Below are 14658 nucleotides of genomic sequence, written 5' to 3' on the forward strand. Positions count from 1 at the left end.
GACCAGCTCCATGCAAGCGAGCGGAGAGGGCTCCGGCGGGGCGACGGCGGGTGCAGTCCACCTTCCAGCGAAATGTGCCGCCGACATGAAGATGCGTCTCTCCATTTCCACGTTCATTGCGGCTTTTGGCCTTGTGCTCGCGCTCGGCTTCGGTGCGGTCGTGCTGACCAGCGCCTATGCGTTGCGCGAACTCAAGGTCGGCGGGCCGCTCTACGACAAGATCAAGCTCGGCAATGATCTGGTGGCCGACATCCTGCCGCCGCCTGAATATGTGCTCGAGGCCTATCTCGAGGCGACCCTCGCACTCCGGACGCCGAAGGCTCTCGACACGCATGTCAGTAAGCTTTCGCAGCTGAAGAAGGACTACGAGGATCGCAAGACGTTCTGGACCGGCTCGGCCCTGCAGCCCGACCTGAAATCGCTGCTGGTCGAACGATCGGACGGCGAGGTCCGGAAATTCTGGCAGGCCCTGGAGGCCGAGTTGATCCCGGCGCTGCGCTCCGGCGACATGGCGAAGGCCGATGCCGCCTATGCCCGGCTCGCCGAAGCCTACGCCGCCCACCGCGCGGTGATCGATACGCTCGTCGACAAGGCGAACAAGCTGAATGCGGACATGGAGGCCACGGCGGCGACCCAGGATCGCAGCATCTCCATCGTCGTGTGGACCGTGTCCGGCATCGTTCTGGCTCTGGTCGTCGCCGGCATGTCGGGGCTGGTGATCGGCGTCGTCCGTCCGCTGTCGCGCATGACCGGCCTGATGCGGCGGATCGCCGAGGGCGATCTGTCGGCCGACATTTCCTATTCGGAACGCGGCGACGAGATCGGCGCGATGGCGGGCGCGCTGAGCATCTTCAAGACCAACGCGCTCGAGAACGCGAGCCTGCGCGACAAGCAGGAGCGCGATCGTTTGGCCGCCGAGGAGCATAAGAAGCGCGCCATGCTCGACATGGCCGACGTGATCGAGCGCGAGACCGAGACGTCCGTCGAAGCGGCGGCGGGCGCATCGCGCCAGGTCGAGGCCGTCGCCGCAGGCCTCTCGAAACTGGCCGAGGAGCTGTCGACCGATGCGCAATCGGTGGCCGCGGCCTCGGAGCAGTCGCTCTCCAATGCCCAGACGGTCTCGTCGGCAGCCGAGCAACTGAGCTCGGCGATCCGCGAGATCTCGAGCCAGGTGGCGCGCGCCAGCACGATCACCAAATCGGCGGTGACGGAGCGCGAGAAGGCGAAGAACACGATGCTCTCCTTGTCCACGGCCGTGGACAAGATCGCCGAGGTCTCCAACCTGATCGGCGGCATTGCCGAGCAGACCAACCTTTTGGCGCTCAATGCCACCATCGAGGCCGCGCGCGCCGGCGATGCCGGTCGCGGCTTTGCCGTGGTTGCGGCCGAGGTCAAATCGCTGTCGGATCAGACCGCCAAATCGACCGAGGAGATCTCGCGCCTGATCGGCGAGGTGCAGACCACCACGCAGGCGACCGTCGACGTCGTCGAGGGCATCGGCAGCCAGATTTCCGAGATCGACGAGGTCGCAGCCTCGATCGCCGCGGCGATGGAGGAGCAGCACGCGGCGACCCAGGAGATCAGCCGCTCGGTCCAGTCATCGGCCAGCGCGGCGCGCGACGTGTCGTCCAAGATCGGCAATGTCGGCAGGGACGCCGGCATGGTCAATGATCGGGCCGCCGAGGTGCGCAACGCCATCGGCTCCGTGGCAACGGGCCTGACCTCGCTCCGTGCCACGCTGGTGAAGGCCGTCAGGACGGCGACCGCCGAAGCCGATCGCCGTCAGTCGCCGCGGTTGAAGTCGAGCCTGTCGATCAAGGTCGTCGACGATCGCAAGGGCGCAATGAAGGCCGATCTGGTGGATATTTCCGAGGGCGGCGCCTGGATCCGGTTCGATCCCGAGCCGGGCATCGGCGATCGCGGCGTCATGGAATTCAGCGGCTTCGACGGCCGCGTGCCGTATCGGGTTCGCGCCCGTGAAAAGGACGCGCTGCATGTCGAGTTCGACCCCGGCCAAAATCGCGAGGCGTTCCTGGCGTGGTTCAGGCGGACCTTCGCACGGCAGGCGGCGTAGACGGAGCGCCGTCGCTTGCCTCCGCTCTCGGCCAAGAGAACGGAGGCTTCGTGCCGGTCCTCAACGCGCCATCGTCATTGGCGCGAGACCAGATCGCTGATCCGCACCGGAAAGCGCCTGATCCGAATGCCGGTCGCGTGCGCCACCGCGTTGGCGACCGCCCCGGCGGAGCCGGTGATGCCGATCTCGCCGACGCCCTTGACGCCGAGCGGGTTGACGAACGGATCGTGCTCCTCGACCGTGAAGGCCTCGATCGCCGGGACGTCGGCATTCACCGGCACATGATACTCGCCGAGATTGGCGTTCATGATCCGGCCGCTGCGGCGGTCGGTGACCGCCTCCTCGTGCAGCGCCAGCGAGATGCCCCAGATCATGCCGCCGACGAGCTGGCTCCGCACCAGCTTCGGATTGATGATCCGGCCCGCCGCGAATGCGCCGACCATGCGGGTCACCCTGACCTGGCCGAGATCGGGATCGACCTTCACCTCCGCGAAGACGGCGCCGTGTGAATGCATCGCATATTGCTCGTTCGCGGCAGGGTCGGGCAGCCCGCTGCCGGAGCCCTCGACTTCGTCGAGGCCGGCGCGGGCGAGGATGTCGGCATAGCTCTCGCCGCGGCCCTCATCGTCGCGCCGGAGCAGCCGCCCGTTGCGAGCGATCACGCCGGCATTGCCGGCGCCGAACAGCGGCGAGCGCTGATCCGCCGTCGCAAGCTCGGCAAGCTTCGCAATCACCGCGGCCCCCGCATTGTGGATCGCGGTGCCGACGGTCGCCGTATGTGCCGAGCCGCCGGCGATGCCGGCATCCGGCAGGTCGGAGGTGCCGGCCTTGAACGTCACTTGGTCGAGCTCGACCGCCAGCGAGTCTGCCGCGATCTGTGCGAAGGCGGTCCAGGCGCCCTGGCCCATGTCGTGCGCGCCGCTCTCCACGACGCCGGTGCCGTCGCGCCGGATCACCGCGCGGGCCTGGCCCGCGAACATCAGCGCATGGAACGTCGCCGTGCCCATGCCCCAGCCGACCAGGAAGCCGTCCTTGTCGCGCATCATCCGCGGCTTCAGCGGCCGCTCCCACCAGCCGAACCGCTCGGCGCCTTGCGTGTAGCACTCGCGCAGCGCCTTGGATGAGAACGGTTTGCCCGTGGCCGGCTCGACCTCGGCGTAGTTCTTGACCCGGAAGGCGAGCGGATCGAGGCCGCAGGCTTCCGCCATTTCGTCGACGGCGCTCTCCAGCGCGATCGATCCGGGCGCGATTCCGGGGGCGCGCACGAACAGCGGCGTGCCGGTGTCCATGCGCACCGCGTCATAGGTCGTCGCGATCGCCGGCGCGGCATACAGCGTGTGCGTCACATGCGCCGCCGCCTCGTAGAAGTCCTCGAAGCTCGAGGTCGCGATCCGCGCGTGATGATGGATCGCCGACAATTGTCCCGCGGCATCGGTGCCGAGCTGCAGCGTCTGCCGTGTCGGCGAACGATGGCCGAACGGACCATAGAGCTGCTCGCGGCGCACCACCAGCTTCACCGGGCGGCCGACCATCTTGGCGGCGAGAATGCCGAGGACCTGCGGCCCGGCCATCAGGCCCTTGCCGCCGAAGCCGCCGCCGAGATAGGGGCTGCGGATCAGGATGTTCTCAGGCGCGATGCCGAACAGCTCGGCAAGGCGGCCGCGCATCATCACCAGGCCCTGGGTCGGCGTGTCGATGATGAGCCTGTCGCCCTGCCACTCGGCGACGATCGCGTGCGGCTCCATTGCATTGTGATAATGCGGCGGGGTCTCGTAGATCGCGGTGATCTGCTTGTCGCTGCCCGCCAGCGCGGCCTCGACATCGCCGTGACGGCTCTCGGCGGGAAAACCCATGCCGACGACAGGCGGCACATAGGCGTCGGTGGCATCGAGACCGATGCGGGCCGGCTCGGCCTCGTAGCGCGGCGACAACAGCGCGGCGCCCTCGGTCGCGGCTTCCAGGCTTTCGGCAATGACCAGCGCGATCGGCTGGTTGGCGTAGCGCACACGGTCGTTCTGCAGCGCCTCGAAGCGGAATGCGAACGGGTTCGGCTTGCCGTCGGGATCGGCGTGCAGCGGCGGCCGGTTGGCGGAGGTCATTACCTCGACTACGCCGGGATGCGCCTTGGCGGTCTCGACATCGAGCGAGACGACGCGGCCGCGCGCGATGCTGGAGACGGCCAGCACGGCGTAGAGCAGGCCGGGCGGATTGTTGTCGGCGGCATAGCGCGCCGTGCCGGTGACCTTGGCGCGGCCATCGACGCGCGACAGCGACTGGCCGATGTTGGAGCCGTGGCGGAGATGGGCGGGATCGCGGGTCGGATTGAGCTCAGGCGTCATGGAGTGCTCCTGGAACGGCGGAGAAGGGAGAGGCCGGCAGCGCCGGCATGCGCGATGGCGTGCCTTGGCTCGCGGCCTGCAGCGCGCGCACGATCAGGCTGCGCGCGAGCGGGATCTTGTAGGCGTTGTCTCTGGAGGGCTTTGCGTCGTGCAGCGCCGCCTCGGCAGCGCGTTCAAACAGGTGCGTATCCGCGGGCCGTCCTGCGAGCAGCGCTTCGGCTTCATGGGGCCGCCATGGCTTGGCAGCGACGCCGCCGAGCGCCAGGCGCGCCTGCTTGATGCTGCCGTTCTCGATCACGAGACCGGCTGCCGCCGAGACGATCGCGAACGCGTAGGAATTGCGCTCGCGGACCTTCAGATAGCGCGCGTGCCTGGCGAACGCGCGCGACGCCGCGGGCAGCCGGACCGCGACGATCATCTCGCCCGGCGCGAGCACGCTCTCGCGCTCCGGCGTGCTGCCGGGCAACAGATGCAGCGCCTCCAGCGCGACCTCGCGCCGGCCCGCTTTGCCTTCGATCTCAACCACGGCATCGAACGCCGCCAGCGGCACGCAGAAGTCGGAGGGATTGGTGGCGATGCAGGCCTCGCTCCAGCCCAGCACAGCGTGCTGGTGGTTGTCGCCGCCGCGGGCGTCGCAGCCGGCGCCAGGCGTGCGCTTGTTGCACGCCGACGCCGGATCATAGAAGTAGGCGCACCGCGTCCGCTGCAGCAGATTGCCGCCGACGGTGGCGGCATTGCGCAGCTGCGCCGAGGCGCCGGACAGCAGCGCTTCTGCGACCGCCGGAAAATCATGCGCGAAGACCGCGTCATGCGCGAGGTCCGCATTGCGCACCAGCGCGCCGATCCGGACGTCGCCATTGCCGAGCGTCTCGATCCGCGTCAGCTCCTTGATCTGCGAGATGTCGACCAGCCGCGCCGGCCGGACGACATTGCCCTTCATCAGATCGAGCAGGTTGGTGCCCGAAGCGAGATAGGCCGCGCCGGGCGCGCTGGCCGCCGTGATCGCGTCCGCGACCGTCGACGGCTTCACGTAGTCGAACCGGTTCATGCCGCGCGCTCCGTCTTGTCAGCAAGCGTCGCCTGCGCGTCGAGCACGGCCTCGACGATGCCGACATAGGCGCTGCAGCGGCACAGATTGCCGCTCATGCCTTCCCGGACGCGGTCCGGGTCGTCGCCGGCCTGGCCTTCATTGATGAGCCCGACCGCGCTCATGATCTGGCCCGGCGTGCAGAAGCCGCATTGCAGGGCATCATGGGCGATGAAGGCTTCCTGCACCGGGTGCAGCTGGTCGCCTTGAGCCAGTCCTTCGATGGTGGTGATCGCGGCGCCGTCGAGGCTGACGGCCAGCGTCAGGCAGGAGTTGATGCGGCGGCCGTCGACCAGGACGGTGCAGGCGCCGCACTGGCCGCGGTCGCAGGCCTTCTTGGTGCCGGTGAGGTGGAGGCGCTCGCGCAGCAGGTCGAGCAGGGTGACCCTGGGGTCGTCGAGCGCAAGCGTTCGCGGCTCACCGTTGACGGTGAGTCTGACAGTCCAATTCATGCGTTGTTCCGATCGAAGCGATGGCCTAATCGGATCGCAGCGGGCACCGCCTTACGGGCGGTGGTCCGTCCAGATCCAGCGACCGCGGGACGACAGCTCAGGAAGGTTGGCTGTCCCGGGTAGCAGGTCTATTTATACGGAGGGTTCCTCCGTTTAGCAAGGGGACATGAACGGTCCGTCATCAAGAGCTGGTGAGATGCAGACGAAACCACAAGAGCGGCCGCGCAAGCCGCGCGCCGATGCGCAGCGAAATCGCGAGCGCGTGCTGGAGGCCGCCAAGGCGGTGTTCAGCGCCGGCGGCGCCGAAGCCAGCCTGGAAGCGGTGGCGCGCCAGGCCGGCGTCGGCATCGGCACGCTCTATCGCCATTTCCCCACCCGCGAGGACCTGTTCGAGGCGGTGTACCGGCGCGAGGTCGAGCAGCTCTCGGAGCTCGCCGAGGCGCTGAAGAGCGAGCCGTCGCCGGTCGAGGCGCTGCGGCGCTGGCTGCGCTCGACGGTGCAGTTCGTCGCCACCAAGAAGGGCATGATGGCCGCGCTGGCGATCGTCATGAACGCGAACTCCGAGCTCGCCGCCTATTCGCACGGCCATCTCACCCGCTCGATCGGCGCGCTGCTGTCGCGTGCCGTCGAGGCCGGCGAGATCCGCAACGACATCAGCGCCGACGACGTCCTGCGCGCGCTGATCGGCATGTGCTACATGCACGACCAGACCGGCTGGCAGCAGAGCGTGCTGCGGCTGTTGGATGTGTTCGTAGATGGGCTGCGGGTGCAACGTTGAGGCTCCCGTCAGGAGCCGATGATGCGAGTCGCCGTCGCCCTTATCTTGCTTGTCGCGCTGGTCTGTTCGGGCGAGTGGGTCTATCGCAGCTTCGTCCGGCCCATCGATCCGCTTCCTCCCGAGATCGCCGCGCTTGCGGACCATTTTGAAAGGAATGGCATCAAGGTCTCGCCCTTTGCCGTACGGCATGGCTTTCGACATTCGGAGGTGCAGGCGGTCGCGGCCTTCGAGGTTGCGGAGCTTCCGACCCCATTTATCGTTATCGTTTGCCCCGATGGCCGATCCGCGGCCGTCCGGCTTGCGGGGCTCAAGGGTGACGGCGTGAGGAGTACTGGCCAGAATGGCCGCATGGTGCTGGACCTCGGCCTGTGGGCCGACGACGACCAGGAGCGCGCGGCGAAAATTCGAGCTCTGTTCGAAACCTTCGAGGGCGAGATGACCGCCCGCTAGCCGCGCGCCTCACGATTGCAGTTATCCCCTCAACCACTCCATCAGCGCCTGCGCGGTTTCCTCCGGCTGCTCGGGCTGCGGCAGGTGACCGCAATTCTCCAGCACGACCAGCCAGCTGCCGTCGATGCCGTCGGCCATCTCCTTCGACAGGCTGTTCGGAATGGTGTTGTCGGTGTCGCCGGTCAGCACCAGGGTCGGGCAGCGGATCGCGGTCAATGTCGGCCGCGAGTCCGGACGCGACATGATGGCCGTCAGCTGCCGGATGAAGCCGATGACGCCGACCTCCTCGGCCATGTCGTGCACCAGCTGGCGCAGCCGCGGATCGTCCTGGCGCGACGGATGGACGAAGCCTGAGAACAGCTCGTCGACCACGCCGTGATAGTCGCCCTCCTTGGCGCGGGTGATCATGGTGCGGCGGCGCGCGCTCGCCTCCGGCGTATCGGGCCGCGCCTGGGTGTTGATCAGCGCCAGCCGGCCCACGCGCTCCGGCGCCTGGCGCATGATCTCGAAAGCGATGTAGCCGCCCATCGAATGTCCCGCGAGCGCGAAGCGCGGCGGCGCCTCGGCCAGGATGCGGCGCGCGATCGCGGCCATGCTGTCATCGCGGACGTGGTTGGCCACCATCACCGGCCCGAGCCGCCACAGCGCGGGGATGACAGGCGCATAGATGCGGGGCGACGAGATCAGTCCAGGCACCAGCACGAGCGGCAGCGCATCAGTCATGGGTCTTCCCCCGGAAACGGCGTTCACCTGCAGGTCCGGGTGTCTTCCACCCGGCATGCCATTTACGCGCGTGAGGCGGCCGATGTCCAACGATGTGCTGCGGCTCGCGCCCGCCGCCCCAGGCCGACAACCTCGTCCCCCGCCGTGTCCTGGCTCCTCCTGCGCCTCTTCGCGGCAGCGGGCGGCCGGTCGGATGATCGCGGTGATCGGGTCGCACGCAATGCTGCTTGGGCCGCGGCGCCTTTGGCTTTCGTGATTGCGGCGCCATTCGCGGCAATCTGGTGGCGTCGTCCGCAATTCGCGCGCGAGGCGGGGATCCAACTACTTCCGCTCCGGATCATGCCACCATCGCATGCAGCGCGATGATACCTGGATGGATCGTCAATCGTGGCAAACAGGGTCGGGCGTCACGATAATATCACGTAATGGGCGTGGAGCCAGGCGTCGGAAGGGTTGCGACTACAACGATTAGTTCGGGCAGCCGGTAACTTCACGTGGCCGGCGATGGCCGGCTCTCTCGTCCTGTTGCGTCGATGAGTTGGTAGCACCGCGCTATCGGTGATGACATCGGAACGATTGTCGCGCGAAGTCCGGCTCTCACGAGAACGGCGAGTGCGCCGATCCGCGATGCAGCGAGGGGCGGGACGACGTGCTCGATCAGCGGCGCGACGATGCGTCCCGGCGATGTCGCTGCCGGATGGAACAGCGGCGCTCGTGGCCGCGAGTTCGATGCGAAGGTTGCGATGGCGTGACCTGATGCGCGAGCGAGAGCCAGCGCGCCAGCGGCCGAGGCCTCTCCCCGACAATCAGACGAGCAGTGGCTGCGCCGTGGCTGCGAGCTTCTTCAGCAGCGGCAGGAAGCGCTCCTTCATCTCGTCGACGCCGATGCGATCGACGTGGCCGCCGATGTTGGCGGCGGCGATGATGCCGCCGTCATAGCGGCGAATCGGCACTGAAATCGAGCGAAAACCCTGCTCCGCCTCACCGTCGACGAGCGAGTAACCGTCGTCACGGACGGCGATGATCGACGCGAGCAATGCTTCCTTGTCGGTGATCGTCTGCGGCGTCATCTCGGTCAGCGTCATGCGCTCGACGGCCTGGCGCAACTGATCGTCCGGCATCCGGCTCAGCAACACGCGGCCGACCGACGTGCAGAACGCCGGCAGCCGATAGCCGATTTCGAGCCCGGTCGAGAACATCCGCGTCGACGTCGCGCGCGCGATGAAGACGACCGACTCGCCGTCGAGGACGGCGAGCGAGCAGACCTCGCGCGCCTCGCCGGCCGTGTTGTCCATCAACGGCTGCATCACGCTGTTGATCTGGTTGGAGGCGAGATAGCTGGAGGCCAGCAGCAGCACGCGCGGCGTCAGCGAGAACAGCCGGTCGTCGCCATGGACGAAGCCGGAGGCCTTCAGTGTCAGCAGAATCCGTCGCACCGTGGCGCGGGCGAGGCCGGTGAGTTCCGCGGCCTTGCTCAGCGTCATCGGGCGGCCCTCGCGGCTGAAAGCTTGTATCACCCGCAGGCCGCGATCGAGCGCTTCCACGAACTCGGGACCGTCGCCCCGAGCCTGCTTCTTCTCCTCATCAGTGCGCTTCAGTTTCGGCATCGGCCTGACATGATCCGCTGTTGTTGTTTTCGGCCGCAGTGAAGCTGCAGTCCGTTGGCCCCTCGGCTTCGGTTGTAGCTTTTTCACTTGCGCTTCTCCCCACTTAAAGCGAATCTAATCTGGGCGAACATGTGTTCGTCTAGCGAACATTATTAGATGATCGCGTGACGCTCAACGCCCGACTTGCGACGGAACAGGAGAGACGGCCATCATGATGAGCCAGGAGCAGAACGACCTGATCACGCGCGTCGGACCCGGCGCGCCCGCCGGTAAACTAATGAGGATGTACTGGCAGCCGGCCGCGCTGGTCGATGAGCTCGCGGGCGAGCGGCCGGTGCGCGCGGTGAAGTTGCTCGGTCAGGACTTCGTGCTCTTCAAGGATGCGCAGGGCCGCTACGGACTACTTGATCGCGATTGCCCGCATCGCGGCGCAGATCTCGCCTTCGGACGGCTGGAGAACGGCGGGTTGCGTTGCGCCTTCCATGGCTGGCTGTTCGACGCCGACGGCAATTGTCTGGAGACGCCGGCCGAACCGGCCGGCTCGCCGCTGTGCAAGAACGTCAAGCAGCGCGCTTATCCCGTGGTCGAGAAGGGCGGCATCCTCTGGGCCTGGCTGGGCGAGGGCGCCGCCCCGGCGTTCCCGGATCTCGACTGCTTCACCGCGCCAGACGCGTACACCTTCGCCTTCAAGGGCCTGATCGAATGCAACTGGCTGCAGGCGCTGGAGGTCGGCATCGATCCCGCGCATGCCTCGTTCCTGCACCGCTTCTTCGAGGACGAGGATACGTCGACCGCCTATGGCAAGCAGTTCCGCGGCGCCTCCGCCGACAGCGAGCTGCCGATGACCAAGGTGCTGCGCGAATATGATCGTCCGATCATCAATGTCGAGCGGACCGAATACGGCCTTCGCATCATCGCGCTGCGCGAGATCGATGCCGAGCGCACCCATGTGCGCGTCACCAATCAGCTGTTCCCGCATGCCTTCGTGATTCCGATGAGCACGGAGATGACGATCACGCAGTGGCACGTGCCGGTCGATGACGAGAGCTGCTACTGGTACGCGATCTTCACCAGCTATGGCGCGCCGGTCGACCGGGCGAAGATGCGGGCACAGCGGCTCGAGCTCTATGAGCTGCCCGACTATCGCTCGCGCAAGAACAAGAGCAACGACTACGGCTTCGATCCACGGGAGCAGGCGACCGCGACCTACACCGGCATGGGCAGCGACATCAACGTGCACGACCAGTGGGCGGTGGAGTCGATGGGCCGGATCCAGGACCGCACCCGCGAGCATCTCGGGCAATCCGACAAGGCCATCATCCAGTATCGCCGTCTGCTGCGCGAGCAGATCGAGAAGGTCGCGGGCGGCGAGTCGCCGATGCTGTTCCTCGATGCCGCTGAGGCCCGCAGCGTGCAGGGCCCGGCGACGATGGACGGCATCGGGCCGACGCGCGGCTGGGAGACCTACTGGATGGAAGTCGACGTCCGCCGCCGCCGCAACGCCCCCTGGGCCCCGCCGGTGCCGGCGGATATCATTCGGCTGGCCCCGCATCTGAGCGCGGCGGAGTAGCTCCTTTGCTCCGAGTTGCCGTACGGTGGCCAAAGCCGGCGGAACGGCGCAACGCGCCGTCCGACGGCGTGCCCACCATTCACGTGCACCGTCGCGGCGGTGGGCACGTCGCGTTCGCGGTGTCCGCTGGCGCAAGAGTAGAGACACCGCCGCGAACGCGCCCTTGCCCGTCCTACGATTCGAGGAGCCATCGTTGAGTTTCGTCCAAAGGCATCAGCTGTGGACCGCCGAGCAGGCCGAGGCCGCAGTGCGCATGCGCCGCCTCGCCGAGGAGCAGGGCCTCACCACCATCCGCTTCTCGTTCCCGGACCAGCACGGCATCCTGCGCGGCAAGACGCTCACCGTCGATGCGGCGCTGTCCTCGCTCGAGGACGGCTGCTCGATCACGACGACCCTGCTCGCCAAGGACACCTCGCATCGCACCGTGTTTCCGGTGTTCACCGCCGGCGGCGGCTTCGGCATGGCCGAGATGCAGGGCGGCAGCGATGCACTGATGGTCGCCGATCCCACCACGTTCCGCGTCCTGCCCTGGGCGTCCGGCACCGGCTGGGTGCTGTGTGATCTGTACTTCGCCAATGGTGCGCCGGTCCCGTTCGCCACGCGCAATCTCTATCGGTCGGCATTGGCGACGCTCGATCAGCGTGGCTATCAGTTCATGGCCGGCCTCGAGGTCGAGTGCCACATCTTCAAGGTCGAGGACCCGCGTCTCGCGCCCGGTGACGCCGGCTCGCCCGGCCAGCCCGGCGTGCCGCCGACGGTCAGCCTGCTGACGCAAGGCTATCAGTATCTCACCGAGCAGCGCTTCGATCAGATGGAGCCGGCGCTCGAGATCATCCGGGCGAACCTCGTCGCGCTCGGCCTGCCGTTGCGCTCGATCGAGCTCGAATATGGCCCGAGCCAGTGCGAATTCGTGCTGCAGCCGGGCATCGGGCTGGCGCCTGCAGATACGATGGTGCTGTTCCGCAGCGCCGTGAAGCAGATCGCGCAGCGCCACGGCTATCACGCCACCTTCATGTGCCGGCCGCGCATCCCCAACGTGATGTCGTCGGGCTGGCATCTGCACCAGTCGCTGGTGGCGCGCGACGGCAGCAACGCGTTCATGACGGAGGACGCCGAAGGTCTGTCCGCGCTCGGCCGCCAATACATGGCGGGCCTGCTCGCGCATGCGCGCGCCTCCGCGCTGTTCTCCACTCCGACGATCAACGGCTACCGGCGCTACCGCGCCTATTCGCTGGCGCCGGACCGCGCCATCTGGGGCCGCGACAACCGCGGCGTCATGATCCGCGTGCTCGGCGGCCCCGGCGACCGCGCCTCGCGCCTGGAGAACCGCATCGGCGAGCCTGCCGCCAATCCCTACCTCTACATGGCCTCGCAGATCGCAGCCGGCCTCGACGGCATCGATCGCAAGCTCGATCCCGGCTCGTCCGCTGACGTTCCCTACGAGACAAAGGCCGATCTCCTGCCGAAATCCTTGGGCGAAGCGGTCGATGCGCTGAAGCAGGACGCGTTCTTCCGCGAAGCCTTCGGCGCCACCTTCATCGACTACTACACCTTCCTCAAGACCGCCGAGCTCGAGCGCTTCCAGGCCGAAGTGTCGGACTGGGAGCAGCGCGAATATTTCGAGATGTTCTGACGGCGATGCCAGCGCCTCACACGCTGCGCGTCAGCCCGCCGTCGACCCGGATGCTCTGCCGGTGATGTAGGCCGCGCTCCGTCGTCGAGCGCGCAATGCGCCGACGATGATGCGGCGCAGGTATTTCCATTTCCGCCGGATTTGTTCCCACGCCGCCTCTCGCATTTTCGTGAGCCCTGTGTGCGCTGTCCTGCGCGGAGGCATGCCTGCGGGAACCCGATCCGATCCTTCGGCATATCGAAGGGGCGCGTTGCGCAACTCACGCCGGTGTCGGCGCGACCCTGCATGTCATGGAGAGAGAAGGCGGAGCAAGGAAGCATGTTGGAACACAAGCCGCAGCGCGATCGCGCGGTCGTCGATAGCGGCGATGCATCCGATCTATCGTCGGAGCGCCACGACATCTTCTTCGCGGCCGTCGAGACCACGCGGATGCCGATGATCGTCACCGATCCGCGCCAGAACGACAATCCGATTCTGTTCGCCAACCGGGCGTTCCTGGAAATGACCGGCTACGAAATCTCCGAGATCGTCGGCGCCAATTGCCGCTTCCTGCAGGGGCCGGACACCGACCGCGACACCATTGCAGCGATCCGCACGGCGATCGCCAACCGCCAGGACATCGCGGTGGAGATCCTCAATTATCGCAAGAATGGTGCTGCGTTCTGGAATGCGCTGTTCGTCAGCCCGGTCTACAACCGCGACGGCGAGCTGGTCTATTATTTCGGCTCGCAGCTCGACGTGTCGCGCCGCCGCGACGCCGAGAGCGCGCTGGTGCAGTCGCAGAAGATGGAGGCGATCGGCCAGCTCACCGGCGGCATCGCGCACGACTTCAACAACATCCTGCAGGTCATCATCGGCTACACCGAGACCCTGCAGGGCGCCGTCGCCGATCTGGCCCCGCGGCACCGCCGCGCCGTCGAGAACATCCGCACGGCCGCCAATCGGGCCGCGACCTTGACGCAGCAGCTATTGTCGTTCGCGCGCAAGCAGCGGCTCGACAGCCGGCCGATCAACCTCAACAACATGATCGAGACCATGGTGCAGATGGCGCGCCACACGCTCGGCGACAGCGTGCGCATCGTCGTCAAGGCGCAGCCGGGCCTGTGGAACAGCCGCGTCGACCAGACCCAGGCGGAGGTCGCGCTGCTCAATCTGTTTGTCAACGCGCGCGATGCGATGCCGCACGGCGGCACGTTGACCATCCGCACCGAGAACAAGGAGATCGCGGAGGAGGACATCGTGCAGTTCGGCGTGCCCAAGGGCGGGCGCTATGTCGCGCTGAAAGTGTCCGACGACGGCGTCGGCATTCCGCACCATATTCTCGCGCGAGTCGCCGAGCCGTTCTTCACCACCAAGGAGGAGGGCAAGGGCACTGGGCTCGGCCTCGCCATGGTCTACGGCTTCACGCGGCAGTCCGGCGGCAGCACCTATATCTACAGCGAGGTCGGGCTCGGCACGACCGTGCAGCTGCTGTTTCCGGCGACCGAGCAGGCGATCGCCGCGCCCTCGATCCGGCCGCAGATGGCGATGGAGCGGTCGGGCAGCGAGCGCATTCTGATCGTCGAGGATCGTCTGGATGTGGCCGAGCTCGCGCGCTCGATCCTGGAGGATTTCGGCTATCGCATCGAGGTCGCCGCCAATGCGCATGCCGCGCTCGAGCTGCTGGATTCGGAGGCCCGCTTCGATTTGCTGTTCACCGATCTCGTGATGCCCGGCGGCATGAACGGCACGGTGCTGGCGCGCGAGGCGCGCAAGCGTCAGCCGAAGCTGAAGGTGCTGCTGACGACCGGCTATTCGGATGCCGCGGTCGAGCGCGCCGATGCCAACATCGGCGAGTTCGAGATCATCAACAAGCCGTACCGCCGCACCGATCTGGTCCGCCGCGTCAGGCAATTGCTCGACGGCCCGACCGGCGTGACCTGATGCGACGCTTGACCCGGCGAGT

The 14658-nt window shown here is 67.1% G+C and carries 11 protein-coding genes; 6 read left to right on the plus strand and 5 right to left on the minus strand.

The genetic code is table 11. From position 1 onward, the window contains the following. Window positions 1–85 precede the first annotated feature (85 nt). The gene (locus tag QW881_RS26950; RefSeq protein WP_315757574.1) at window positions 86–2074 is read left to right on the plus strand and encodes a methyl-accepting chemotaxis protein; all 1989 of its coding nucleotides are present in this window, start codon (window positions 86–88) and stop codon (window positions 2072–2074) included. Between the two features lie 74 nt (window positions 2075–2148). On the opposite strand, the gene QW881_RS26955 is transcribed toward QW881_RS26950, so the two are convergent. From QW881_RS26955 to QW881_RS26965, 3 genes are read right to left on the minus strand one after another with little or no spacing between them, the layout of a single operon-like run. Then, window positions 2149–4413, minus strand: coding sequence for a xanthine dehydrogenase family protein molybdopterin-binding subunit (locus QW881_RS26955; RefSeq protein WP_315757573.1), 2265 nt, complete (start codon window positions 4411–4413; stop codon window positions 2149–2151). Beyond that, window positions 4403–5461 carry a xanthine dehydrogenase family protein subunit M gene (locus QW881_RS26960; protein WP_315757572.1) on the minus strand — a complete coding sequence of 353 codons (1059 nt, stop codon included), beginning with the start codon at window positions 5459–5461 and terminating at the stop codon, window positions 4403–4405. Before QW881_RS26960 ends, QW881_RS26955 begins: the two co-directional genes overlap by 11 nt. After that, window positions 5458–5952 (minus strand): (2Fe-2S)-binding protein, encoded by a 495-nt coding sequence (locus tag QW881_RS26965; RefSeq protein ID WP_315757571.1) that lies wholly within the window; start codon window positions 5950–5952, stop codon window positions 5458–5460. Before QW881_RS26965 ends, QW881_RS26960 begins: the two co-directional genes overlap by 4 nt. Before the next feature lie 196 nt (window positions 5953–6148). Between QW881_RS26965 and QW881_RS26970 the strand changes: the two genes are divergently transcribed. Both QW881_RS26970 and QW881_RS26975 read left to right on the plus strand, forming a co-directional pair. Then, window positions 6149–6730 (plus strand): TetR/AcrR family transcriptional regulator, encoded by a 582-nt coding sequence (locus QW881_RS26970; RefSeq protein ID WP_315757570.1) that lies wholly within the window; start codon window positions 6149–6151, stop codon window positions 6728–6730. A gap of 21 nt (window positions 6731–6751) precedes the next feature. Further along, window positions 6752–7180, plus strand: a complete 429-nt coding sequence (locus QW881_RS26975; protein WP_315757569.1) for a hypothetical protein — start codon at window positions 6752–6754, stop codon at window positions 7178–7180. 21 nt (window positions 7181–7201) lie between these two features. On the opposite strand, the gene QW881_RS26980 is transcribed toward QW881_RS26975, so the two are convergent. Then, window positions 7202–7903, minus strand: coding sequence for an alpha/beta hydrolase (locus QW881_RS26980; protein ID WP_315757568.1), 702 nt, complete (start codon window positions 7901–7903; stop codon window positions 7202–7204). Window positions 7904–8709: 806 nt separating this feature from the next. Further along, window positions 8710–9510, minus strand: a complete 801-nt coding sequence (locus tag QW881_RS26985) for an IclR family transcriptional regulator C-terminal domain-containing protein (RefSeq protein WP_315717886.1) — start codon at window positions 9508–9510, stop codon at window positions 8710–8712. Window positions 9511–9721: 211 nt separating this feature from the next. Between QW881_RS26985 and QW881_RS26990 the strand changes: the two genes are divergently transcribed. The 3 genes from QW881_RS26990 (at window position 9722) to QW881_RS27000 (ending at window position 14636) form a co-directional block, all read left to right on the plus strand. Further along, on the plus strand, window positions 9722–11080 hold the full coding sequence (locus tag QW881_RS26990; RefSeq protein ID WP_315757567.1) for an aromatic ring-hydroxylating dioxygenase subunit alpha: 1359 nt from the start codon (window positions 9722–9724) through the stop codon (window positions 11078–11080). 193 nt (window positions 11081–11273) lie between these two features. Further along, window positions 11274–12713 (plus strand): glutamine synthetase family protein, encoded by a 1440-nt coding sequence (locus tag QW881_RS26995; protein ID WP_315757566.1) that lies wholly within the window; start codon window positions 11274–11276, stop codon window positions 12711–12713. A 318-nt stretch (window positions 12714–13031) separates the two neighbouring features. Next, entirely contained in the window at window positions 13032–14636 is a 1605-nt protein-coding gene (locus tag QW881_RS27000) for a hybrid sensor histidine kinase/response regulator (RefSeq protein ID WP_315757565.1), read from the plus strand. Window positions 14637–14658: the final 22 nt, after the last annotated feature.

Origin of the sequence: Bradyrhizobium sp. SZCCHNS3016, assembly GCF_032484535.1 — a bacterium.
Lineage (GTDB): Bacteria > Pseudomonadota > Alphaproteobacteria > Rhizobiales > Xanthobacteraceae > Bradyrhizobium.

What these genes read in the sequence shown, in the direction of transcription:
- QW881_RS26950 (WP_315757574.1), top strand. Translation starts at nt 86, where the DNA reads ATGAAGATGCGTCTCTCCATTTCCACGTTCATTGCGGCTTTTGGCCTT.
- QW881_RS26955 (WP_315757573.1), bottom strand. Translation starts at nt 4,413, where the DNA reads ATGACGCCTGAGCTCAATCCGACCCGCGATCCCGCCCATCTCCGCCAC.
- QW881_RS26960 (WP_315757572.1), bottom strand. Translation starts at nt 5,461, where the DNA reads ATGAACCGGTTCGACTACGTGAAGCCGTCGACGGTCGCGGACGCGATC.
- QW881_RS26965 (WP_315757571.1), bottom strand. Translation starts at nt 5,952, where the DNA reads ATGAATTGGACTGTCAGACTCACCGTCAACGGTGAGCCGCGAACGCTT.
- QW881_RS26970 (WP_315757570.1), top strand. Translation starts at nt 6,149, where the DNA reads ATGCAGACGAAACCACAAGAGCGGCCGCGCAAGCCGCGCGCCGATGCG.
- QW881_RS26975 (WP_315757569.1), top strand. Translation starts at nt 6,752, where the DNA reads ATGCGAGTCGCCGTCGCCCTTATCTTGCTTGTCGCGCTGGTCTGTTCG.
- QW881_RS26980 (WP_315757568.1), bottom strand. Translation starts at nt 7,903, where the DNA reads ATGACTGATGCGCTGCCGCTCGTGCTGGTGCCTGGACTGATCTCGTCG.
- QW881_RS26985 (WP_315717886.1), bottom strand. Translation starts at nt 9,510, where the DNA reads ATGCCGAAACTGAAGCGCACTGATGAGGAGAAGAAGCAGGCTCGGGGC.
- QW881_RS26990 (WP_315757567.1), top strand. Translation starts at nt 9,722, where the DNA reads ATGATGAGCCAGGAGCAGAACGACCTGATCACGCGCGTCGGACCCGGC.
- QW881_RS27000 (WP_315757565.1), top strand. Translation starts at nt 13,032, where the DNA reads ATGTTGGAACACAAGCCGCAGCGCGATCGCGCGGTCGTCGATAGCGGC.